The organism is Pseudomonas sp. W5-01 (assembly GCF_046540435.1).
Taxonomy (GTDB): domain Bacteria; phylum Pseudomonadota; class Gammaproteobacteria; order Pseudomonadales; family Pseudomonadaceae; genus Aquipseudomonas; species Aquipseudomonas graminis_B.
The window spans coordinates 782200-805277 of sequence record NZ_JAXCIP010000001.1; the positions used below are offsets into that span (position 1 = coordinate 782200).

General features: G+C 60.7%; 16 protein-coding genes and 2 pseudogenes. 15 read left to right on the forward strand and 3 right to left on the reverse strand.

Features of this window, described 5'->3' with window-relative positions:
- The first annotated feature begins 216 nt into the window (after positions 1-216).
- On the forward strand, positions 217-762 hold the full coding sequence (locus tag SLW75_RS03360; RefSeq protein ID WP_410933537.1) for an MgtC/SapB family protein: 546 nt from the start codon (positions 217-219) through the stop codon (positions 760-762).
- A 298-nt stretch (positions 763-1060) separates the two neighbouring features.
- Here SLW75_RS03360 and SLW75_RS03365 read toward each other — a convergent pair whose 3' ends face one another.
- Positions 1061-1237: a hypothetical protein gene (locus SLW75_RS03365; protein ID WP_167355807.1), complete on the reverse strand. Its 177-nt coding sequence runs from the start codon at positions 1235-1237 to the stop codon at positions 1061-1063.
- Between SLW75_RS03365 and SLW75_RS03370 the strand changes: the two genes are divergently transcribed.
- From SLW75_RS03370 to glgB, 4 genes are all read left to right on the forward strand, one after another.
- Entirely contained in the window at positions 1236-1403 is a 168-nt protein-coding gene (locus tag SLW75_RS03370) for a hypothetical protein (RefSeq protein ID WP_410933538.1), read from the forward strand. The two genes, SLW75_RS03365 and SLW75_RS03370, sit on opposite strands and share 2 nt — an antisense overlap.
- Before the next feature lie 174 nt (positions 1404-1577).
- Positions 1578-3614, forward strand: coding sequence for an alpha-1,4-glucan--maltose-1-phosphate maltosyltransferase (locus SLW75_RS03375; RefSeq protein WP_410930142.1), 2037 nt, complete (start codon positions 1578-1580; stop codon positions 3612-3614).
- Between the two features lie 16 nt (positions 3615-3630).
- Positions 3631-6951, forward strand: a complete 3321-nt coding sequence (gene treS / locus SLW75_RS03380) for a maltose alpha-D-glucosyltransferase (RefSeq protein WP_410933539.1) — start codon at positions 3631-3633, stop codon at positions 6949-6951.
- 2 nt (positions 6952-6953) lie between these two features.
- Positions 6954-9203 carry a 1,4-alpha-glucan branching protein GlgB gene (gene glgB / locus SLW75_RS03385; protein ID WP_410933540.1) on the forward strand — a complete coding sequence of 750 codons (2250 nt, stop codon included), beginning with the start codon at positions 6954-6956 and terminating at the stop codon, positions 9201-9203.
- Between the two features lie 236 nt (positions 9204-9439).
- Here the strand turns inward: glgB and SLW75_RS03390 are convergent, their stop codons facing one another.
- A complete protein-coding gene (locus tag SLW75_RS03390) occupies positions 9440-9631 on the reverse strand; it encodes a hypothetical protein (RefSeq protein WP_065990625.1) in 192 nt (63 codons plus the stop codon).
- Between SLW75_RS03390 and SLW75_RS03395 the strand changes: the two genes are divergently transcribed.
- The 3 genes from SLW75_RS03395 (at position 9630) to SLW75_RS03405 (ending at position 13581) form a co-directional block, all read left to right on the forward strand.
- A complete protein-coding gene (locus SLW75_RS03395; protein WP_410933541.1) occupies positions 9630-10313 on the forward strand; it encodes a TIGR04211 family SH3 domain-containing protein in 684 nt (227 codons plus the stop codon). The genes SLW75_RS03390 and SLW75_RS03395 overlap by 2 nt on opposite strands.
- A gap of 162 nt (positions 10314-10475) precedes the next feature.
- The gene (gene ggt / locus SLW75_RS03400) at positions 10476-12203 is read left to right on the forward strand and encodes a gamma-glutamyltransferase (protein ID WP_410933542.1); all 1728 of its coding nucleotides are present in this window, start codon (positions 10476-10478) and stop codon (positions 12201-12203) included.
- Positions 12204-12396: 193 nt separating this feature from the next.
- The gene (locus SLW75_RS03405; protein ID WP_410933543.1) at positions 12397-13581 is read left to right on the forward strand and encodes a DUF1624 domain-containing protein; all 1185 of its coding nucleotides are present in this window, start codon (positions 12397-12399) and stop codon (positions 13579-13581) included.
- 37 nt (positions 13582-13618) lie between these two features.
- On the opposite strand, the gene SLW75_RS03410 is transcribed toward SLW75_RS03405, so the two are convergent.
- A complete protein-coding gene (locus SLW75_RS03410) occupies positions 13619-14761 on the reverse strand; it encodes a MalY/PatB family protein (protein WP_410933544.1) in 1143 nt (380 codons plus the stop codon).
- Positions 14762-15010: 249 nt separating this feature from the next.
- On the opposite strand from SLW75_RS03410, the pseudogene SLW75_RS03415 reads away from it, so the two are divergent.
- The 7 genes and pseudogenes from SLW75_RS03415 to SLW75_RS03445 form a co-directional block, all read left to right on the forward strand.
- Positions 15011-17347 (forward strand): annotated as a pseudogene (locus SLW75_RS03415) (type VI secretion system Vgr family protein); the annotation flags it as partial.
- 867 nt (positions 17348-18214) lie between these two features.
- Positions 18215-18985 (forward strand): annotated as a pseudogene (locus SLW75_RS03420) (phospholipase effector Tle1 domain-containing protein); the annotation flags it as partial.
- 46 nt (positions 18986-19031) lie between these two features.
- Positions 19032-19670, forward strand: a complete 639-nt coding sequence (locus SLW75_RS03425; RefSeq protein ID WP_065986138.1) for a DUF2931 family protein — start codon at positions 19032-19034, stop codon at positions 19668-19670.
- 723 nt (positions 19671-20393) lie between these two features.
- The gene (locus SLW75_RS03430; protein ID WP_410933545.1) at positions 20394-20966 is read left to right on the forward strand and encodes a DUF2931 family protein; all 573 of its coding nucleotides are present in this window, start codon (positions 20394-20396) and stop codon (positions 20964-20966) included.
- A 217-nt stretch (positions 20967-21183) separates the two neighbouring features.
- A complete protein-coding gene (locus SLW75_RS03435) occupies positions 21184-21447 on the forward strand; it encodes a PAAR domain-containing protein (RefSeq protein ID WP_369317858.1) in 264 nt (87 codons plus the stop codon).
- Between the two features lie 356 nt (positions 21448-21803).
- On the forward strand, positions 21804-22688 hold the full coding sequence (locus SLW75_RS03440; protein WP_192131726.1) for a manganese catalase family protein: 885 nt from the start codon (positions 21804-21806) through the stop codon (positions 22686-22688).
- Positions 22689-22766: 78 nt separating this feature from the next.
- On the forward strand, positions 22767-22973 hold the full coding sequence (locus SLW75_RS03445) for a hypothetical protein (protein ID WP_410933546.1): 207 nt from the start codon (positions 22767-22769) through the stop codon (positions 22971-22973).
- The last annotated feature ends 105 nt before the right edge of the window (positions 22974-23078 follow it).

A 23078-nucleotide genomic window follows, 5' to 3' on the forward strand; every position in this document is an offset into this window, starting at 1 on the left:
GCTGAGGGGCGTCTGGGGCGCAGCCGCCAGTGGGTGGCTGGCGGGAAGGGCGGGTGACCCGGTGCAGGCGGAATATGCGCGTCGTCTGCGAATTAGTACAGATGCAGATATGCACCCGAGAACCGGATCAGGGGTGAGGGTCGTCGGGCTCCTCCCGCACTCTCGGCCCCTGCTGCGGTCCATACGGCACTGACGCTGAATGAGGGGAATGCACTGATGAATGCCTGGTGGGAAGAAGTGGTGGAAACACTGCAGGCCGAGTTCTCTGACATCACCGATGCCGGGCAGATCACCCGCGTGACCATACGCCTGGTGATTGCGGCGCTGCTGGGCGGGATTCTGGGCTTCGAGCGGGAACACAAAGGCAAGGCGGCCGGGGTTCGAACTCACATGCTGGTGTGCATGGGCGCTGCGCTGTTTGTGCTGGTGCCGCGTATGGCCGGTGCCGACGACGCTGCACTTAGTCGGGTGGTGCAGGGCATTGTGGCGGGGATCGGCTTTCTCGGCGCCGGGACCATCCTCAAGGGCGATGCGCTCAACGCGACGCAAGTGAAGGGCCTGACTACGGCGGCGGGGTTATGGATGACGGCGGCCATTGGTATCGCCGCCGGGATGGGCAGGGAAATGACGGCCGTACTGAGTACCTTGCTGGCGCTGGGGATTTTCAGTCTTATGCCGCGGATTGTCAGGCGCTTTGAATCGCCGGAAGAACGCGCCAAAGACCCGGCCCGCAGCACAGGTGGCGAAGCGCAGGAGCCGTGAGCCTGGGGTCATTCGGCAACTTCGATGGTGTGGCTGCTAACGCGTTCCCGGCTGAAGCCGGTCCTACGGGAAACATGCGCAGTCGGTGCTACGGAAAACATGCGCAGCCGGTCCTACGGAAAACATGCGCAGTCGGTGCTACGGAAAGCACGCGCAGTAGGACCGGCTTCAGCCGGGAAGAGACCAGTCGGCGCACCCTCAAAATCGCAGCTGGCCCGCTAAAAGCTTCCCGGCTAAAGCCGGTCCCACAAAACGTGTCGCATCAGCAGGGACCGGCTTCCCCGGGGAGGGCATTCAATCATTCAGGAAACTTCTCATCCAGAATCGCCGGCGGCTCGCTGCTCGGCGGGTCACCGGCCGGCGGTTCGATCACCGGGGGCATGAGCGGGGAAGGCGGCTCCTCCGGCTTGGGCACCGGCAGCTCGGGGTCATCGATGTTCGGATCGGGCGTTTCTGCGGGAACGGGAATGCTCATGGTGTTACCTTCCTTTGGTTATCGAGGCAAGCGTGTCGAGCGGCTGTTCATCAACGCCGCAGCACTCCCAGGTTACGACCGCTCCCCGTTGCCAATGATTCACTGCAACCGTTGCGCTGCTGCCTTCCCGGTGCTGAGCATAACCAGTCCGCGTGCCGTGCGCTGAGTTGATCAACCGTCACGCAAGCTCTTTGAACTTTTGCCCGAGGCTGGCGTTCGGAACCTATGCTGCCACGTCCGGATGCGTTGATCCCGTGGCTCTCTCTTATGTTATGGACAAAGACGCTGAAGCAATGGGCGCCCCACAGCGGGCGTCCCTGGGCGTGAGGAGTGATGCTCGATGAATGATACTGCTGATCAGCCGTACGGCCCGGATTCCCTGGCCAACGATGTTCTCCACTCTATCCACCCTATCCCCCTGACCCAAGCCTTGCAGCTGCCGCGGATCGTGATCGAGGACACCCAACCGGTGATCGATAACGGTCAGCTGGCTGCCAAGGCCGTTGTCGGTCAGCCGGTCACGGTCACCAGCAAAATCTACGCGGACGGCCACGACAAGATGGCCGTACGTATCGTCTACCGGGCCGCTGACGATGAAGAATGGCAGTCCGTGCCCATGCGCGAGCTGGGCAACGACAGCTGGATTGGCGAATTCACCCCGCCGACCTTCACCCGCTATATCTACCGCCTCGAAGCCTGGATCGATCAGTTCGGTAGCTACCGCTACGAGCTGGAAAAGAAGTACGCCGCGGGCGTGACGATCGACCTGGAGCTGGAAGAAGGGCGCCTGCACCTGGTGCACGCCGCCGAGCGCAGCACCCTGGAATTGCGCGGTCAGCTCGACAGCCTGATCAAGCGCCTGGGCGAGGCCACCGAAAACGAGGCCAAAGTCGCACTGCTGCTGAACAGCGAAACCGCCGCCGTGATGGCCAAGGCGGACAACCACGCGTTCCTCAGCCGCAGCCTGGAATTCCCTCTGGACGTTGAACGTGAGCTGGCCCAGTTCGCCAGCTGGTACGAGCTGTTTCCGCGTTCGATCACCGATGACAAAAAGCGCCACGGCACCTTCAAGGACGTTCACACGCGCCTGCCGATGATCCGCGACATGGGCTTCGACGTGCTGTACTTCCCGCCGATCCACCCGATTGGCCGTGCGCACCGCAAAGGCCCGAACAACTCCCTCACCGCAGGCCCGGATGATGTGGGCAGCCCTTACGCCATCGGCAGCGCTGAAGGCGGGCATGACGCCATTCACCCGCAACTGGGCACCCGTGAAGACTTCCGCGAGCTGGTCGCCGCTGCAGCCGAGCATGGCCTGGAAATCGCCCTCGATTTCGCCATCCAGTGCTCCCAGGATCACCTGTGGCTCAAGGAGCACCCGGGCTGGTTCTCGTGGCGTCCGGACGGCACCATCCGCTATGCGGAAAACCCGCCGAAGAAATACCAGGACATCGTCAACGTCGATTTCTACGCGCCGGACGCCATTCCAGGCCTGTGGACCGAGTTGCGTGACGTGATCCTCGGCTGGGTGAAAGAGGGCGTGAAGATCTTCCGCGTCGACAACCCGCACACCAAACCGCTGCCGTTCTGGCAGTGGATGATTGCCGACGTGCGCAGCCAGCACCCGGAAGTCATGTTCCTCGCCGAAGCTTTCACCAAGCCGGCGATGATGGCGCGCCTGGGCAAGGTCGGTTATTCCCAGAGCTACACCTATTTCACCTGGCGCAATAACAAGGCCGAGCTGAGCGAGTATTTCACCCAGCTCAACGAGTCGCCGTGGCGTGAATGCTACCGGCCGAACTTCTTCGTCAACACGCCGGACATCAATCCGCCGTTCCTGCACGATTCAGGGCGCCCCGGTTTCCTGATCCGCGCGGCGCTGGCGACCATGGGTTCGGGCCTGTGGGGCATGTACTCGGGCTTTGAGCTGTGTGAATCGGCGCCGGTACCGGGCAAAGAGGAATACCTGGATTCCGAGAAGTACGAGATCCGTCCCCGGGACTTCACCGCGCCTGGCAACATCATTGCCGAGATCGCTCAGCTCAACCGCATCCGTCGCCAGAACCCGGCGCTGCAGACGCACCTGGGCCTGAAGATCTACACCGCGTACAACGACAACATCCTGTACTTCGGCAAACGCACGGCGGATGGCAGCAACTTCATTCTGGTGGCCGTGAACCTTGACCCGCGCAACGCGCAGGAAGCGCATTTCGAACTGCCGCTGTGGGAAATGGGCCTGTCGGATGACGCCGCGACGTTGGGGGAAGACTTGATGACCGGGCATTCCTGGACCTGGTACGGCAAGACCCAGTTCATGCGTCTGGACCCGTCTTACCAGCCGTTCGGCATCTGGCGCATCAAAGCCACAAACCAATAATTCAAAGGATGTGGTCATGGCAAAGAAACCCCGCAACGCTGCCTTTATCGAAGACCCGCTCTGGTACAAGGATGCGGTGATTTACCAGGTCCACGTTAAGTCGTTTTTCGATTCCAACGACGATGGCATCGGTGACTTCCCGGGGCTGATCGCCAAGCTCGATTACATTGCCGAGCTGGGCGTCAACACCATCTGGCTGCTGCCGTTCTACCCGTCGCCCCGCCGCGACGATGGCTATGACATCTCCGAATATCGGGGTGTGCACAGCGACTACGGCACCATGGCCGATGCCAAGAAATTCATCGCCGAGGCGCACAACCGCGGCCTGCGGGTGATCACCGAACTGGTCATCAACCACACCTCGGACCAGCACGCGTGGTTCCAGCGCGCGCGGCATGCCAAAAAAGGCTCCAAGGCGCGGGATTTCTACGTCTGGTCCGATGACCCGCAGAAATACGACGGCACCCGGATTATCTTTCTCGACACCGAGAAGTCCAACTGGACCTGGGACCCGGTCGCCGAGCAGTACTTCTGGCACCGTTTCTACTCCCACCAGCCGGACTTGAACTTCGACAACCCGCAGGTGATGAAGGCGGTCATCGAGGTCATGCGCTACTGGCTGGACATGGGCATCGACGGCCTGCGTCTGGACGCGATTCCGTACCTGATCGAGCGCGACGGCACCAACAACGAGAACCTGCCGGAGACCCACCAGGTCCTCAAGCAGATTCGCGCTGAAATCGATGCCAATTACCCCGATCGCATGCTGCTGGCCGAAGCCAACCAGTGGCCGGAAGACACTCAGCTGTACTTCGGTGATCGCAAGGGCAAGGACGGCGACGAATGCCACATGGCGTTTCACTTTCCGCTGATGCCGCGCATGTACATGGCGGTGGCCCAGGAAGACCGTTTTCCGATTACCGACATCCTGCGCCAGACCCCGGAAATCCCGGAAAACTGCCAGTGGGCGATCTTCCTGCGTAACCACGATGAACTGACGCTGGAGATGGTCACCGACCGCGAGCGTGATTACCTGTGGAATTACTACGCTTCGGACCGTCGCGCGCGGATCAATCTGGGCATCCGTCGTCGCCTGGCGCCGTTGCTGGAACGTGACCGCCGCCGCGTCGAACTGCTCAACAGCATGCTGCTGTCCATGCCCGGCACGCCGACCCTGTATTACGGCGACGAAATCGGCATGGGCGACAACATTTACCTCGGCGACCGTGACGGTGTGCGCACGCCGATGCAGTGGTCGATCGACCGCAACGGCGGCTTTTCCCGCGCCAACCCGGCGAGCCTGGTGCTGCCGCCGATCATGGACCCGCTGTACGGTTATCAGTCGGTCAACGTCGAGGCGCAGGACCATGACCCGCACTCGTTGCTGAACTGGACCCGCCGCATGCTTGCCGTGCGTCGGCAGCAGAAAGCCTTCGGCCGCGGCACCCTGAAAATGCTCTCGCCGAGCAACCGCCGCATCCTGGCCTACACCCGCGAGTACACCGGCCCGGACGGCAAAACCGAAATCATCCTCTGCGTCGCCAACGTCTCGGCCGCCTCCCAGGCCGCCGAGCTTGAACTGGCCCCGTACGCCGGTACCGTTCCGGTCGAGATGCTTGGCGGCAGCGCCTTCCCACCTATTGGCCAGCTCAATTACCTGCTGACGTTGCCTCCCTATGGCTTCTACTGGTTCTTGCTGGCCGCGGAGAATCAAATGCCCAGTTGGCACGTTGAACCGGCCCAGAGCATGCCGGACTTCCCGACCCTGGTGCTCAAGCAGCGCCTGGAAGAACTGCTCGAAGAACCCCTGCGCCAGACCATGGAGCAGCAGTCACTGTCGGTCTATCTGCCGAAACGCCGCTGGTTCGCTGGCAAAGGTACGGCCATCGACAACATCCACATCGCCTACGCCGTGCGCTTCGGCACCACGGTGCGTCCGGTGTTGTTGAGCGAAATCGAAGTCACTTCCGGCGGCGAAACGGTGCGCTACCAGTTGCCATTCGGCCTGTTGCCGGAAGACGACATCAGCAGCGCCTTGCCGCAACAGCTGGCCCTGTCCCGCGTACGTCGCGGCCGTCAGGTCGGCTTGATCACCGATGCGTTCACCCTTGAGCCGTTCATTCGCAGCGTCATCCGCGGCATGCAGGAAAACAGTGTGCTGGCGACGCCGGATGGCGAGCTGCAATTCCAGAGCACCTCGCAACTGGCACCGCTGGGCCTGAACGAAGACGCCGAAGTGCGCTACCTCTCGGCCGAGCAGTCCAACAGCTCGGTGGTGGTCGGCAAAAAACTCGTCTTGAAGATGATCCGCCGTGTCGCGGCCGGTACTCACCCCGAGCTGGAAATGGGTGCGTACCTCACCGAAGCCGGTTACCCGCACATCTCGCCGCTGTTGGGCGCAGTCGTGCGCGTCGACGGGCAGGGCGAGAAGAACCTGCTGATGATCGCACAGGGTTACCTGAGCAATCAGGGCGATGCGTGGGAATGGACGCAGAACAACCTCGAACGCGCCGTGCGTGATCACATGGCCCATGGTCAATCGGCGCTGGAGCAGCAAGCCAACGCGCTGATCGAGCTGAAAGACTTCGCCGGCTTGCTGGGCCAGCGTCTGGGCGAGATGCACGTGATCCTCGGCGCGCCGACGGACAACCCGGACTTCAAGACCGAAGTGACCAGCGTCAAGGACAGCGAGGCCTCGGCGAAGAGCGTTTCGGCGCAGATCGAGCGTGCCTTGCAGCTGCTCGAACAGCACCGTGACTCTCTGGAAGCCCAGGATCAGCAGCTCATCACCGAACTGCTGGGCAAGCGCAAAGCGCTGCTGGCTCAGGTCAAAACCCTGGCGAAGCAGTCGGTCGGCGGGTTGAGAATGCGTGTCCATGGCGACCTGCACCTCGGCCAGATGCTGGTGGTGAAGGGCGATGCTTACCTGATCGACTTCGAAGGCGAGCCGGCGCGTCCCCTGCAGGAGCGTCGGGCCAAGTACAGCCCGTTCAAAGATGTCAGCGGCGTGCTGCGTTCGTTCGACTACGCTGCGGCGATGGCCATGCGCAACGCGCAGAGTGCCGACACCTCGGTGCAGGCCGACACCGCCCGCCAGCAAGTGGCCGAGACGTATTTGCTGCAGGCGCGGGAAGCCTTCCTGGAGGGCTACCGCAAGGCCACCGTCGAGGTGGGTCACGACTGGAAAGATGCCAAAGGTGAGGCGGCCGCGCTGGCGCTGTTCACCCTGGAAAAAGCCGCTTATGAAGTGGCCTACGAGGCCGAGAATCGGCCGACTTGGTTGTCGGTTCCGCTTCAAGGCTTGCGCGGGCTTCTAGACCTGTCTGATGGAGAATGAAAATGAGTGCCTCTGACCAATTCGGTAATGGCAACCACGCAGCATTGCCAAGCGCCGTTGACATGGACGCGTTGATCCGCGCGGAGCACCGCGACCCGTTCTCGATGCTGGGCCCCCACAGCGATGGCGCTGAAGGCCAGGTGATCCGCGCCTATCTGCCCAATGCGCTGGCGGTGCGCGTGCTCGCTCGCGATGGCGAACGTGATCTTGGCGAACTGAGCATGACCGACAAGCCGGGCTTCTTTGCCGGGCACTTTGCGGTGCGTGAACCCTATCTGCTGAAAATTTCCTGGGCCACCGGTGAGCAAATCACCGAAGACCCGTATAGCTTCGGCGAGCAACTGGGCGAGATGGATTTGTACCTGTTCGCCGAGGGTAACCACCGTGACCTGAGCAGCGCGCTGGGCGCACAGGTGAAGAACGTCGACGGCGTGGACGGTGTGCGTTTCTCGGTGTGGGCACCGAACGCCCGCCGCGTCTCGGTGGTAGGTGACTTCAACAGCTGGGACGGCCGTCGTCATCCGATGCGCCTGCGTCACCCGACCGGGGTGTGGGAAATCTTCATCCCGCGCATTGGCCCGGGCGAGGCCTACAAGTACGAGATCCTCGGCCAGCACGGCGTCTTGCCGCTGAAAGCCGACCCGATGGCCCTGGCGACCCAGCTGCCGCCGGCCACGGCGTCGAAAGTCGCTGCGCCGCTTGCCTTCGAATGGCAGGACAGCGACTGGATGCAGTCGCGGGGCGAGAAGCATGACATCCACCAGCCGCTGTCGATCTACGAGCTGCACGCTGGGTCGTGGAAGTGGCACCACGGTGGCGATGATGAGCCCGATCGCCCTTACAACTGGCGCGAGCTGGCCGAGCATCTGATTCCTTACATCAAGGAAACGGGCTTCACCCACATCGAACTGATGCCGATCATGGAACACCCCTTCGGCGGGTCGTGGGGTTATCAGGTGTTGTCGCAATTCGCCCCAAGTGCGCGTTACGGCAAACCGGAGGATTTCGCCGCATTCGTTGACGCGTGCCACCGCAACGACATCGGCGTGATTCTTGACTGGGTGCCTGCCCACTTCCCGACCGACGCACACGGTCTGGCTCAATTCGACGGTACTGCGCTCTACGAATACGCCAACCCCCATGAGGGCTTCCATCAGGACTGGAACACGCTGATCTACAACCTGGGTCGCACCGAAGTCCACGGTTTCATGATCGCGTCCGGGCTGCACTGGCTGAAGAACTTCCACGTCGATGCGTTGCGCGTGGATGCGGTGGCGTCGATGCTGTACCGCGACTATTCCCGCAACGCCGGGGAGTGGGTGCCGAACCGTTACGGCGGCCGCGAGAACCTGGAAGCCATCGACTTCCTGCGTCACCTCAATGACGTGGTCGCGATCGAAGCGCCCGGGGCGCTGGTCATCGCCGAGGAATCCACCTCGTGGCCTGGCGTTTCCCAGCCGACCCAACAGGGCGGGCTGGGTTTCTCCTACAAGTGGAACATGGGCTGGATGCACGACACGCTCAAGTACGTCGAGCAGGACCCGATCAATCGCCAGCATCACCATGATCGTCTCAGTTTCGGTCTGGTGTACGCCTGGTCCGAGCGTTTCGTGCTGCCGATTTCCCACGACGAAGTGGTCCACGGCAAGCATTCGCTGATCGACAAGATGCCCGGCGACCGCTGGCAGAAATTCGCCAACCTGCGCGCGTACCTGTCGTTCATGTGGACCCACCCGGGCAAGAAGCTGCTGTTCATGGGCTGCGAGTTCGGCCAGTGGCGCGAGTGGAACCACGACACCGAGCTGGACTGGCATTTCCTGCAGTACGCCGAGCACAAGGGTGTGCACACGCTGGTCAGCGACCTCAACCGTTTGTATCGGACCGAAAAGGCACTGTACGAGCAAGACTGCCAGCCCCAGGGTTTCCAGTGGGTCATCGGTGACGATGCCGGCAACAGCGTCTATGCCTACCTGCGCTGGAGCAAGGAGGGCGAGCCGTTGCTGGTGGTCGCCAACCTGACGCCTGTGCCGCGTGAGGCCTATCGGGTCGGTGTTCCGTTCAGCGGCAAGTGGGCCGAGCTGTTCAACAGCGACGCGGGGATCTATGCCGGTTCCAACTTCGGCAACGGCGGCGGCGTGCGCACCGACGAGATCAAGAGTCATGGCCAGGCGTTCTCGCTGTCCCTGAACCTGCCGCCTTTGGGTGTGGTGATCCTCAAGCCGACCGTGGAGCAGTTGCACCAAGAGGTCTGACACCTCCTGCTCTGGCGTTGTGCGCGGGTAGCCGCGGTGCACTCGCCGAGTAGTCTCTCAGCGGAAAACCTGTGGGAGCGAGCTTGCTCGCGAATAGCTCTCCATCAGTCGACATCGTCGCCTGATGAAGCATTCGCCAGCGGACCCGCTCCCACAGTTGTATCAGTCACTTCGACAAGCGTTGTGGGACCTTTCCCGGACGAATGTCATCCCTCCCCAGTGAACCTGACCTCTTTTCAACGGTCTGTTGACCACTGCGCGCGCAGTACGCCCGGGTCACGGCCTTCGGCGTCCGGCTGAATTTCGCCCGCGCCAGATGCCTTTTCCAGCCGTTGCAGCGCGTTGTTCGTCGCTGTCCGATCAGGCGTGATTCCCTTGCATGCGGCCCGCCCATCGGCCTTCTTTTCAATTTGTCGAAGATTATCCATGCCTATTTCTGCCTCCGATGCCTCCCTTCGCTTTACCCCCGTGTCGGGCGTTCGACGCCGTTTGCTCAACGCCGGCCTGCTGACTGCCGTCTTAACCGCGAGCTGCGCCAGCCCCTTCGCACTGGCCGAAACCACGAGCAAGGATCGCTGGGTCAGCGATAACCTCAGCACCTACGTGCGCAGCGGCCCCACCGATGGCTACCGCATCGTCGGCACGCTGAAATCCGGCCAGAAGGTCGAGCTGATCAACACCCAGGGCGATTACAGCCAAGTGCGTGGCAGCGCCGGCGACAACGTGTGGATTCCCACCGCTGACCTGCAGGAAGTACCCGGTCAGGCCGAGCGCTTGCCGCAATTGACCCAGAAAGCCGCGGACCTCAGCGCGCAACTCAAGACCATCGACGATGACTGGAAGACCAAGGTTCAGGGCATGCAGGAAACCCTGGAATCGCGCAAGAAGCTGGTCGACGAGCTCGAAGCCCGGACCAAGGACCTGAACGCGCAGTTGGCCAGCGCCCAGTCGGATTTGCGCACCACCCAGGCAAAGCTGGGTGACGAGAACAATCAGGTGCTGATGCGCTACATGGTGTACGGCGGCAGCATCGCCGGCGCCGGCTTGCTGCTGGGCCTGATCCTGCCGTCCCTGACCAAGGGCCGCAAGCGCAACGATCGCTGGTTCTGAAGCAAACCCAGTTCTGCCGTCCGCCTAAACACGGACCGGGCCCGGCATTCTCCATGCCGGGTTTTTAACCCCCACTGGCAACTTTCCCCCCATGCGCTAGTTTAGTGCGGGGCGCCTTCTGCCCACCGCTGCTCCTCCCTCACAAGAAAAAGAGAAACGCCCATGAAGTTCGAACCCTTTGCCCAGCCGCTCGTTGCGACGGCGCTTATCCTTGGTCTGTCCTGCGCTCACGCCGCTTCCGTGGCCCCGGCCGCCGCTGAAAACGGCATGGTCGTTACCGCCCAGCACCTGGCGACCCATGTCGGTGTCGACGTGCTCAAGTCCGGTGGCAATGCAGTGGATGCGGCCGTTGCCGTGGGCTACGCGCTGGCCGTGGTCTATCCGGCCGCCGGCAACTTGGGCGGCGGTGGTTTCATGACCATCCAGCTGGCAGACGGGCGCAAGACCTTCCTCGACTTCCGCGAAAAAGCGCCCCTCGCGGCCACCGCCAACATGTACCTGGACAAGGACGGCAACGTCGTGCCGGACCTGAGTGCCAAGGGGCACCTGGCCGTCGGCGTGCCCGGCACGGTGTCCGGGATGGAAATGGCGCTCAGCAAATACGGCACCCAAAAACGCGTTGAAGTCATTGCGCCGGCGATCAAACTCGCTGAAAGCGGTTTCGTCCTGGAGCAAGGCGATGTCGACTTGCTCGGCACCGCCACCGACGAGTTCAAGGCAGATGCGAAGGACCTGGGCACGATCTTTCTGAACAAGGGCCAGCCGCTGCAAGTGGGTGACACCCTGGTGCAGAAAGACCTGGCCAAAACCCTCAAGGAAATCTCCGCCAAAGGCCGCGACGGCTTCTACAAAGGCTGGGTGGCCAAGGCGATCGTCGATTCGAGCCAGGCAGGGAAGGGCATCATCACCCAGGCGGATCTCGACAAATACGCGACCCGGGAACTGGCGCCGATCGAGTGTGATTACCGCGGCTACCACGTGGTCTCGGCGCCGCCGCCGAGCTCCGGCGGGGTAGTGATTTGCGAGATCATGAACATCCTCGAAGGCTACCCGATGCAGGAACTGGGCTATCACTCCGCCCAGGGGCTGCATTACCAGATCGAGGCCATGCGTCACGCCTACGTCGACCGCAACAGCTACCTGGGCGATCCGGATTTCGTCAAAAACCCGATCAGCCATCTGCTCGACCGCGACTACGCGGCCAAGCTGCGCGCCGCCATCGAACCGCAGAAAGCCGGGATCTCCCAGAACATCAAACCCGGCGTCGCGCCCCACGAAGGCAACAACACCACGCACTATTCCATCGTCGACAAATGGGGCAACGCCGTATCCGTCACTTACACCCTCAACGACTGGTTCGGCGCTGGCGTGATGGCGAGCAGCACCGGCGTGATCCTCAACGACGAGATGGACGACTTCACCTCCAAGGTCGGCGTGCCGAACATGTACGGCCTGATTCAGGGCGAAGCCAACGCCATCGCACCGGGCAAGTCGCCGTTGTCATCGATGAGTCCGACCATCGTCACCAAGGACGGCAAGACGGTAATGGTCGTCGGCACGCCTGGCGGTAGCCGCATCATCACCGCGACCTTGCTGACCATGCTCAACGTCATCGACTACGGCATGAATATTCAGGAAGCGGTCGATGCGCCACGCTTCCACCAGCAGTGGATGCCGGAAACCACCAACCTGGAAGCCTTCGCCGTCAGCCCTGACACACGGAAGATCCTGGAAAGCTGGGGTCACACGTTTGCCGGTCCCCAGGACGCCAACCACCTGGCCGCGATCCTCGTTGGCGCACCTTCGCTGGGCGGCAAGCCGGTGGGCAATAACCGGTTTTACGGGGCCAACGATCCGCGTCGTAGCACGGGGTTGTCCTTGGGCTATTGATTCACCAGGGAGCGGACTTCATCGGACGGGGCAGGGTGCTCTTGTCCGGTGACGGGAGGGTTTAGCGCTTCCCAAGCCAGACCCTGCGCGTGATTCAGGTTGCGCACAGGGCGCTCCGAAGTGTTATGTTATAACCCGGTTTTCAGGTCGATCACGGGCCTGTCGGTTATCGCGCTTCGAGAGTCCACCGCGTATGCAAACCCTGTCTGTCCCTCTGCAATCTCCCGCCACGTCCATCGCCCATCCTGGCCGCCTGCAATCGATCGATGCCCTGCGTGGGCTGATCATCATCTTCATGCTGCTGGATCACGTGCGCGAGACCTTCTTTCTGCACCATCAGGTCAGCGATCCGATGGACGTCGCTCACACCAGCGTTGACCTGTTCATCAGCCGCACCCTCGCGCATTTCTGCGCGCCGCTGTTCGTGTTTCTGACGGGGCTTTCCGCCTGGCTGTACGGCGAACGGCATGCGGGCAAGGGCGCGGTGGCGGGCTTTCTGTTCAAGCGCGGGCTGGTGCTGATCGCGCTGGAACTGACGCTGGTGAATTTCGCCTGGACGTTCCAGTTTCCGCCGACGGTGATCTATTTACAGGTCATCTGGGCGATTGGCCTGAGCATGATCGCGCTGTCAGCGATGGTCGCATTGCTGCGCGGCGTATTGGCGGCGCTGGGGCTGGCAATCATCGCCGGGCACAACCTGCTGGACAACGTGCATTTTGCCGCGGGCTCGGCTTTGCACATCCCGTGGGCGATTCTCCATGACCGCGGCTGGATCGAGGTCGGCGACAGTTTGCGCCTGCGCACCTCCTACCCGCTGCTGCCGTGGATCGGCGTGATCGCCGTGGGTTACGCCGCCGGGCCGTGGTTTGGGCGAGGCGCGAATGGAGAACAGCGCGAGATCAACCTGATTGCCTGGGGTTTTGGCGCGTTGACGCTGTTTCTCGCGTTGCGCGGCATCAACGGCTATGGCGAGAAGCCGTGGGTGGAGGGTGACACCACCGCGCAGACGCTGATGAGCGTCCTCAACGTCACTAAGTACCCGCCGTCGTTGCTGTTTATCAGTCTGACCCTGGGGGTTGGCTTGCTGGTGCTGGCCTGGCTTGAGCGTCAACAGGGGCGGGCATGGCTGCGACCGCTGGTGACCTTTGGCGCGGCGCCGATGTTTTTCTACCTGCTCCACTTGTACGTGCTGAAGCTGCTGTATGTCGGCGCGGTGGCGATCTGGGGCACCACCCAAGGCCAGTACTTCGGTTTCACCTCGGTACTGGGCCTGTGGGGCTGCGCTGCGGTGCTGACCGTTGTGCTATGGCCGGCGGTGAACTGGTTTGCCGCGCTCAAGGCGCGGCGTCGAGACATCGCCTGGCTGAAGTATTTCTGAGCAAGGCCATGTAGGACCGGCTTTAGCCGGGAAGGTGTCAGATGTCGCGCAGGCTGCGTTCCATACGCGCCAGGCCTTCTTTCAGCATCGACCGTGGGCAGCCGAAGTTCAGGCGCACGAACTGGCCGCAGTCGTCGCCGAATTCCAGCCCGTCGCTGAGCGCGACTTTGGCGTGTTCGAGGAAGAACTGCTGTGGATTTTTTAGTCCCAGGCCCGAGCAATCCAGCCACGCCAGATACGTGCTCTGGGGCAAATGCATCGTGATCCCCGGAAAACGGGTGTTGATCGCCTCGGCGAGGTAATCACGGTTGTCCTGCAGATACGCCACTACCTGTGCCAGCCACGGGCCGCCCTCGCGATAGGCCACTTCAGTCGCCTCCAGGCCCAGGGCGTTCACGCTGTCGACCAGCCCCAGCCGCCCGGCATTGAAACGCTGGCGAAGTTCGGCGTTCTGCACCACGGCGAACGCGGTTTTCAGACCGGCAATGTTCCACGCTTTGCTCGCCGACATCAGCGTCACGCTGCGTGCTGCGATCTCCGGGCTCAGGGAAGCGATCGGCGTGTGCTGACGGCCGTCGAACAGCAGGCCGGCGTGGATTTCATCGGAAATGATCAGCGCATCCCGTCGTACGCAGGCTTCGCCGATGGCGAGCAGTTCGTCGCGTTCGAAGACCTTGCCCAGCGGGTTGTGCGGATTGCTCAGCAGCAGTGCGCCATGGTCAGGCAGGGCGCGTTCCAGCGTCGCAATGTCGGTGGGGTATTCGCCCTGGGCGTTGGCATGGAAGGGCAGATCGATGCGCGGCAGCTTCCAGTTGGCCGGCGCGTGCAGAAGCGGCGAGTAGTTGGGCGTCTGCACCAGCACCGCGCTGGACGGCGAGACCAGTGCGTGGAGCGCCATGTTCACGCCGGGCTCGACCCCGGGCAGAAACACCAGATCCTGCGCCTCGATCTGCCAGCCGTAACAGTCGGCGAGATGCTTGACCAGGGTTTCACGCAGCGCCTGCTGGGGCACGGAATAGCCCAGCAGCGGATGTTCCAGACGGTTCTTCAGCGCCTGCACAATGGGCGCGGCCACCGGGAAATCCATGTCCGCCACCCACATTGGCAGCACGTCCTCGGGGTACTGGCTCCACTTTTTGCTGCCGGTGTTCAAGCGCTGAAAAACGTTATTCAGATCCATGTGCTGGCCTGTCCTGCTCGAAAAAAAGAGGGGATTGTGCCAGAGATTGGCGGGCGGGTTTGCTGTCGATTTACGGATTGTAGGATTAGTCCGTAAATGCCGCTGGAACCGTCTCCTTCGTGTCTCGCCCTCTGGAGTCACACTTTGAAATGCCTCATCTTCGCCGGCCTCAGCCCTCTCTCATGGACGAGTTGATCAGATCTTTACGCGCTGCTCAGGGGGGATTTTTCCTGCCAGGGACGCTCATTCATGCTCACCGTGTTGCCGCCTTTCTTCGACCACAGTCGCCACAAACTGGTTATTCATCGCTTTCCTGTAGCGCTCGATGTACTTGCGTTCGAGGGCGAGGAGCGGCTGAGTCAGCCGTTTCTGTATCTCGTGGAATTTACCTCCGTCGAGCGGGACATCGGCGCCGAGCGGATGCTGGGCAAGACCGCTCAGTTCAGCCTGCATGCTGCGACACATACGTTGCCGATTGCGATTCCTGGGTTGCCCGTACCTTCGGTTAAACCGTTGCGAACGCTGCATGGTGTGATCACCGGGTTCAAGCGGCTGTCGGGTTCTGCTGACGAAGCGCGTTATGAAGTGACGTTGCAGCCGCGCCTGGCGTTGCTGGCCCGTGGGCGGCAGTTTCGGATTTATCAGCACCAGTCCGTGCCGCAGATTATCGAGAGCATTCTGCGCACACGGCATGATTTTGAGGGGCAGGATTTTCTGTTTTCGCTGGTGCGGGAGTATCCGAAGCGTGAGCAGGTGATGCAGTACGGCGAGAGTGATCTGGCGTTTATTTCGCGGCTGCTGGCGGAAGTGGGGATCTGGTATCGATTTACCAATGACGAGCGATTGGGGATTGCGGTCGTCGAGTTTCATGATGATCAGCGGCATTACGTTCGGCCGCGTGTGAGCTTGCCGTTTCGGCCGCAGTCGGGGTTGGGCAGCAGCGGCCAGGATGGGGTTTGGGGGCTGCAGGTCAGTCATGAGGTGGTGGAGCAGAGCGTTCACTTTCGTGCCTACCACCATCGTGACGCCGGTGCGTGGCTGGATGGGGATGTGGATCAGACTCGCGGTGATACCACGACTTATGGGGAGGCTTATCACTATGCCGAGCCGTACAAAGCGCTGGGTGACAAGCTCGATCAGGATGAAGATTTAGAGGGTGAAAGCGGGTTTTTCTTTGCCCGGTTGCGGCATGAACGGTATCTCAATAACCAGACTCGGCTGACCGGGATTAGCAGCAGTGCGTCTTTGGGACTGGCCCAGGTGCTGGCGATTTCCGATGGGGCGCCGCAGGCGTTTGAACCGGGTGCGGTGATCACTCGACTGCAGCTGCGGGCCGCACGGGATCGCAGCTTTGAGTTGAGCTTTGAAGCGATACCCTATTCCGAGAGCGTGTGTTTTCGGCCGCCGTTGCTGGCAAAACCGCAAATTGCCGGGACCGTCCCGGCGCGGGTCACCAGCTCGCTGGCCAACGATCCCTACAGCCACATCGACCGCGAAGGCCGCTACAAGGTCAGCTTTCTGTTTGACCGCGACAGCTGGAAGCTGGGTGAGGAAAGCCTTTGGCTCAGACTTGCCCGGCCTTATGCCGGCGATACCCATGGCCTGCACCTGCCGCTGATCTGTGGCACCGAGGTGGCGATTGCCTTCGAGCAGGACGACCCGGACCGGCCGTACATCGCTCACGCCCTTCATGACAATCGCCATTCTGACCATGTGACGCTGCTGCGCAGCGATTACAAACGCAACGTCCTGCGCACCCCTGCCAACAACAAGCTGCGCATGGAAGACGACCGCGGCCAGGAACACATCAAACTCAGCACCGAGCACAGCGGCAAGAGCCAGCTAAACCTTGGGCATCTGGTCGACAACGAGAAGGATAGGCGCGGCGAAGGGTTTGAGTTGCGCACGGATGGCTGGGGCGCGATTCGGGCTGGGACTGGGCTGTTGATCAGTGCGGATGAACAGACCAAAGCCCACGGTCAGCAGCTCGACATGGACGCGGCGATCGACCAGCTTGAAACCGCGCTTTCCTTGGCCCGCACCATGGCCCAGGATGCAAAGAGTGCGGGCGCCATTCCCGCCGATACGAACGGCCAAACTCAACTGAACGATGCGCTGACTCACCTCACCGAGCCCGGGCTGCTACTCCACGCGCCGGCCGGCATCGGCATGGTCAGCCCCGAGGCCATCTGCCTGTCCTCCGGTCGCGAAAGTGTCGCCATCACCTCGTCACGCTCAACCGACATCAGCGCAGGACGCAACATCACCGGCACTGCCGAAGGTGCAATCAGCCTGTGCGCCGTCACCAAGGGTCTGCAACTCAAAGCGGTTCAGGGCGACCTGCAAGTGCACGCGCAAACAGGCGCACTGCACGCACTGGCCAACAACGACATCAAGATTGAAAGCCTGGCCGGCCGGATCGAAATCAGCGCCCCGGAAGAGCTCCTCCTGAATTGCGGCGACGCATTCATCCGCATCAAGGATGGCGAGATCGAGCTGGGCGCGCCGGGGAATATCTATCACCGGGCCGCTTACGTGCTGAAGGCCGGTGCCACCACGCTTACGACTCCGGTGACGCCAATACCTTATGGCTACGGGGCGGGGTACACCCTGGTCGATGCGCAAAAGGCCGCTGCGCGCTTCGTCCGGTACCGGATCACCACGCAGGACGGAGAAGTATTCAACGGCGTGACCGACAAGGACGGCAAGACCATGCCCGTCCACACGATGTTGCCTGGAAACATCGCGATCGACTTTCCGGAGCCCGAGGAATGGCTGACACCGCGTCCCGCACCTGAACTTGAGGAAGAAGAAGAGGAAGAAGAAATCACCGAAGGCATCACCCTGCGCATCGGGCTGTTCTTTGACGGGACCGGTAATAACCAGAGCAATGCGGCGGCGACCGCACAGTGCCGACAATCGGATCTGGACAGCTTCAGCCGTGAGGAGCTTGAGAGCATTGCGGCGACGTGCAAGCAGTATGGGTTTGGGGAGTTTGACGGGAGTGCGTTTAACAGCGCGCCGAACAACAGTTATGGGAATGCGCCGAGCAATGTGGCGTATTTGTATGACTTGTATCCGGATAACAGCACCACGCCGCTTAATAAAGACCAAAAGATCGCCTACCTATCCGTCTACATGGAAGGCATCGGCACACGTAGTGGCGGCAAAGATGACAGACTGATCGGCCAAGGACTCGGGCAGGGTGAAACTGGGGTGGTGGCGCGGGTGAGACAAGCACCCGACTCAATCAGGCAGCGCCTGCGTGCATTCATTACCAAAAATCCTAGTGTGGCGATAAGCAAAGTCGAATTTGACGTCTTTGGTTTCAGCCGTGGAGCTGCTGCTGCACGACATTGCGCAAACGAAGTCCTTAAACCCGGACGCGGGATATTCAGCGAGATGTTCGCAAGGGGGAGGGGCGGTCTGCTGAAAAGCTTTGATAACGCCGCTGATGTTTGCATCAATCTGATTGGCCTGTTCGATACGGTTGCGGCCATCTCAGACCCTCTACATGGGGACTTCAGTCCTGGCAACGACCTGAATCAGGGCGTCAATCTCTATCTGCCACCCGACTGCGCGCGGCAGGTCATTCACCTTCAAGCGCTCGACGAGTACCGCGCCGACTTTTCTCTTAATAACGTCCACCACACGCACCTCCAAATCGGACTGCCGGGCGCGCATTCGGATGTCGGCGGGGGCTATCTCCCACGAGCACGAGAAAAGTTGTGGATGACGCAGCCCTGCAAGGCCAGCGTTCCGTCGGGTCAAAGAGTTGAGTCCCATGCCGCTTGGGCCCGTGCGGAGGCGGACGCCAAGGTATTGCGCGAATCAGGCGTGGCTCGCGATGGCTACGTTGCGGTGAAAGCCTGGCCTGCAGCAACTAACTCTCGCGGCAAAGCTGCGTCGGCCATGGAGTACTACTGGATAACCGTACTGCTCGAACGCCCTGTACATGGCGAACTGAGCTTGATTGCACTGCGTGTTATGCGTGAACTGGGGATACGTCACGGCGTTCCCTTCAAGGGTCTGGAAGCGCGGCCTGAACTCGCAGTGCCAGAGGAGCTTATGCCTATCGCTAAGCGAATCTTGCAGCAGGTAATGACGGACCGGCTCGTACGCCTGGAACCTGCGCAAGAGGCATTGCTACGATCGCGTTACATCCACATATCAGCGCACTGGACCCTGAAGGTCCCTTCTTACTTAGCAAACCGGCACCGCTGAATCGTAGGAACGTGCACCTCAATCGTCCGCAAGAAGGTTATCCCGAATGAGGCGCTTGGCGTATGCACTGGGATTGCTAATCAGCCTGAGTGCCTGCGCAGCGAACTCTCCACTTCCAGCGAGGCCCGAGCTGCCGTATCCGGCGTGGTACGTAGGGTTGGCAGCGCCCCAAAATATGGAGGTGTGGGTGGAGACGGTTGATGTGCTGGATCAGCGCGGCCTTGCTTTTTTTCGCGTGCACGGTGGCGTCGCCAGCTACACGGGTCAGCCGGATGGCTGGCACGAAGGAGGAGGCAAGTCCAAGCCCATCAATAACGTCGATTTACCAGATCAAATTTTTCTGCGCTGGCAATCCTTAGTTGAACCACAAACCTATAAAGTTTTGATCAAAATACCCCAATGGGTACGCGATGAAATGATCAAGCCACAGCGGGAGTTTTGTAGCTGGGATCAGGAAGTTGTCACTCTATATCGGGACACCATAAGCCTGGGCATGGCGCCCGGAGGCATCGCAAAGGTCTGGGTCGGATCGGGGTGTTTAGAGCATAAGGAGGTCGGCCGCTTTCAGGCTGAAATCGAACCGCTCGGACCCTATCGTGGGGCGAGCAAGGGCAAGTACATCCCACTCGAACCTGAAAACAAAGCCTACATCGACCAGCACGGCATTCCCTATGGCAGCTGGTAATGCTGCTGCGGCCCCGCACCCATCGCGCCACCGCACAAATGAACGTCTCAGAATCCAGTGCGGCGCTCACTCCGATGTCGGCGGGGGCTACCTGCCACGCGCGCGAGAAAAGCTGTGGATGACGCAGCCCTGCAAGGCCAGCGTTCCAATCGGTCAAAGGGTTGAATCCCACGCCGCCTGGGCCCGTGCAGAAGCGGACGCCAACGTATTGCGCGAATCAGGCGTGGCCCGCGATGGCTACATTGCGGTGAAAGCCTGGCCTGCAGCAACTAACCCTCGCGGCAAAGTTGAGCCGGTCACGCAGGACTACTGGATAACCGTAATCCTTGAACGCCCGGTGCATGGCGAACTTAGCCTGATTGCACTGCGTGTCATGCGTCAGCTGGGGATACGTCACGGAGTTCCATTCAAGGGATTGGAGGAGCGGCCTGAACTTGTGATACCTGACGAGCTCGTGCCTATTGCCAAGCGAATCTTGCAACGGGTAATGACGTACCGACTCGTAAGCCTTGAGCCCGCTCAAGAGGTGTTGCTGCGAGCGCGTTACATCCACATATCCGCACACTGGAACCCACGAGGCCCCTTCTTACTTAGCAAGCCAGCACCGCTGAACCGTAGGACTGTGCATCTCAACCGCCCGCAAGAAGGGTACCCAGAATGAAGCGACTGCTCTTAGTGGCTGGGTTACTGATCAGTCTGACTGCCTGCGCAATGAGCCCCTCAATGTCATCGCCCCCCAGGCTGCCATATCCAGCATGGTATGTCGGTCTGGCGGCTCCCCAACATATGGAGGTGTGGGTGGAGACGGTTGATGTGATCGATCAGCGGGGTCTGGTTTTTTTTCGTGTGCATGGTGGGGTCGCGAGTTACACCGGTCAGCCGGAGGGCTGGGGAAATGGCGCGGGCAAGTCGAAACCCATCAACAACGTCGATCTTCCTGAGCGAATCTTTCTGCGTTGGCAATCCCTGGTCGAGCCGCAAGCCTACAAGATCAGTATTCAGATACCGCAGTGGGTGCGCGATCAGATGATCAAGCCAGAGCAAGCCTTTTGCTTATGGGCAGGCAAATGGGAGGAGGACTATCGCGACGCGATCACCCTTGGAATGGCGCCGGGGGGAATTGTTAAAGTCTGGGTGGGTGGATCTTGTCTGGGATACAAAGAAGTCGGCCGTTATCAAGCTAAAGTCGAGCCCCTAGGCCCCAACCAAGACGGAAAAGCACTATTTTACCGACCACCAAATCCAGCGGCGCAAGCCTGGATAGACCAACACGGCATTCCGTATGGCAGTTGGTAATTTCAACTGCCAAAGTTCGATGTGCGCCAATTTCCAGTTGAGTCGTGCGGGCCGTCAAATGGCACAACAATTCTGTTGCCTGATACAGCGCGTTCGCCAGCAAACAAGCTCCTACACCCGAATGCACTTCCAAAGAGTGAGCAGTTCCCAGCCGCTTATAAGCAATCACCGTAAACAGATAGTGACTGAATTAAACTAACCGAGAGACTTCACAACTATGAAAGACATCATCCGCCTAGGCGACCTCACCACCCACGGCGGCGTGGTGCTTGAAGCCTTCCCGCAGACTAACCTCAACGGCAAGCCCATCGCTGGGGTAGGGCACAACGTCAGCTGCCCGTTATGCAAGGGAATTTTCCCCATCGCCGAAGGCAGCAGCACGTACGCCGTGGATGGAGTCCCGGTTGCGCTGGACGGCATGAAGACCGCCTGTGGTGCGGCCCTGATCGCCAGTGGACCGAGAGCCGCCGTTATCAGCTGATAATCCACCTGCGCGACCCGCGCCATGTCCTCACGAAAAATCCCCATGGTCATCGACGGTGCAATGCCGTCGATCCAACTGCTGACAACTCTCCATTCAGATCGCTTAGGGTCGCGAAATTCAATTCGTTCGGCTGTCGTCTAAATAACAGACCACCTGTCGGGACACGCCCGCCGTTATTAAACTTTAAGCGCCACACCATTGGTCGGGCCTATTTTCGCTTTCCTGAATTACACCACCCCCGATCTCTCTTTATATCTGTGCGTTCTGCTTAGTTGACCGATCGCCGTACTAAAAAAGCTGAACTTGTCGTTAAACATCCTGATATCAAAATAGCCTGAGAAGGGAGTAACACTATGTTCCTGCACAATAAACGTCTCCAATACACGGTTCGCGTCGCCGAGCCTAACCCGGGTCTGGCCAATCTGCTTCTGGAGCAGTTCGGTGGCGCCCAGGGCGAGCTGGCCGCGGCCACTCGTTACTTCACTCAAGCGTTGGCTGAAGAGGATCCAGGTCGCAAGGACCTGTTGCTGGACATCGCCACCGAGGAATTGAGCCACCTTGAGATCATTGGCTCGATCATCGTGATGCTCAACAAAGGCGCCAAAGGCAAACTGGCCGAAGGCGTGCAAGCCGAAGGCGAGCTGTACCGTGACATCAACGGTGCCGGCAATGATTCGCACATCACCAGCTTGCTGTACGGCGGTGGCGCTCCGCTGGTCAACTCCGCGGGCGTGCCATGGACAGCCGCCTACATCGATACCATCGGTGAACCGACGGCGGACTTCCGTTCGAACATCGCCGCCGAAGCACGGGCGAAGATCGTCTACGAGCGCCTGATGAACGTGACCACCGATCCAGGCATCAAGGACGCCCTGGGCTTCCTGATGACCCGTGAAATCGCGCATCAGATTTCCTTCGAGAAAGCGCTGCATTCGATTCAGCCGAACTTCCCCCAAGGCAAGCTGCCAGGCATGCCAGAGTTCTCCCGGACTTACTTCAGCATGTCCAACGGCGAGCCGAACGTGCGTGGGCCGTGGAACAGCGACGCTGATTTCGAATACGTCGAGAATCCAAAGCCGGCAGTCGATGGAGGCGACGGTACCGCTTCTGTCACGTTGAGCGAGGACGATTCGGTGACGCTGACCATGATGAAAGAGCGGCTGAAGTCCGATCTGGAAGCCGACCCTATGACCGGTGCTGACCTCGGGTCGGGCCTGGCTCAGGGCAAAGCCGAGTAAACCGAGACGGGCTGGGCCGGTACGTAGCGGCCCAGCCCGACAGTGTCATCAATGCCAGGTACAGCATGGAGGTCTCTGATGAACAAGCCATTGGAAGATTCAACCCTCAACGAACCCAGCGAGTTGTTCAACGACAACGCCGAGCTGGACTTCACGTCATGTGTAACCCGTTTTGAAGCAGAAGCGGCAACGCTGGGGCGCGGGTTCAGAACGGCGTTGTTTGTTCAGCAATTCAAGGCGGGACTGCTGCCCAAATCCGTCAAAGGGGTTGAGAGACTTCATTAACGCTCGGGGTTTCTGTGGGTGGTTTCGCAGAACCATCCGCTGGCTGGACGGTTCCATCTCGCTATAACTCCATCGATTTTGCCCGCGAAAGCGGGCTTTTTTTTG

Excerpts from the sequence above, each read along its gene's own strand:
- treS (WP_410933539.1), top strand. The coding sequence starts at position 3,631 with ATGGCAAAGAAACCCCGCAACGCTGCCTTTATCGAAGACCCGCTCTGG.
- glgB (WP_410933540.1), top strand. The coding sequence starts at position 6,954 with ATGAGTGCCTCTGACCAATTCGGTAATGGCAACCACGCAGCATTGCCA.
- SLW75_RS03405 (WP_410933543.1), top strand. The coding sequence starts at position 12,397 with ATGCAAACCCTGTCTGTCCCTCTGCAATCTCCCGCCACGTCCATCGCC.
- SLW75_RS03370 (WP_410933538.1), top strand. The coding sequence starts at position 1,236 with ATGGTGTTACCTTCCTTTGGTTATCGAGGCAAGCGTGTCGAGCGGCTG.
- SLW75_RS03435 (WP_369317858.1), top strand. The coding sequence starts at position 21,184 with ATGAAAGACATCATCCGCCTAGGCGACCTCACCACCCACGGCGGCGTG.
- SLW75_RS03375 (WP_410930142.1), top strand. The coding sequence starts at position 1,578 with ATGAATGATACTGCTGATCAGCCGTACGGCCCGGATTCCCTGGCCAAC.
- SLW75_RS03360 (WP_410933537.1), top strand. The coding sequence starts at position 217 with ATGAATGCCTGGTGGGAAGAAGTGGTGGAAACACTGCAGGCCGAGTTC.
- SLW75_RS03395 (WP_410933541.1), top strand. The coding sequence starts at position 9,630 with ATGCCTATTTCTGCCTCCGATGCCTCCCTTCGCTTTACCCCCGTGTCG.
- SLW75_RS03365 (WP_167355807.1), bottom strand. The coding sequence starts at position 1,237 with ATGAGCATTCCCGTTCCCGCAGAAACGCCCGATCCGAACATCGATGAC.
- ggt (WP_410933542.1), top strand. The coding sequence starts at position 10,476 with ATGAAGTTCGAACCCTTTGCCCAGCCGCTCGTTGCGACGGCGCTTATC.
- SLW75_RS03425 (WP_065986138.1), top strand. The coding sequence starts at position 19,032 with ATGAGGCGCTTGGCGTATGCACTGGGATTGCTAATCAGCCTGAGTGCC.
- SLW75_RS03445 (WP_410933546.1), top strand. The coding sequence starts at position 22,767 with ATGAACAAGCCATTGGAAGATTCAACCCTCAACGAACCCAGCGAGTTG.
- SLW75_RS03410 (WP_410933544.1), bottom strand. The coding sequence starts at position 14,761 with ATGGATCTGAATAACGTTTTTCAGCGCTTGAACACCGGCAGCAAAAAG.
- SLW75_RS03430 (WP_410933545.1), top strand. The coding sequence starts at position 20,394 with ATGTCATCGCCCCCCAGGCTGCCATATCCAGCATGGTATGTCGGTCTG.
- SLW75_RS03440 (WP_192131726.1), top strand. The coding sequence starts at position 21,804 with ATGTTCCTGCACAATAAACGTCTCCAATACACGGTTCGCGTCGCCGAG.
- SLW75_RS03390 (WP_065990625.1), bottom strand. The coding sequence starts at position 9,631 with ATGGATAATCTTCGACAAATTGAAAAGAAGGCCGATGGGCGGGCCGCA.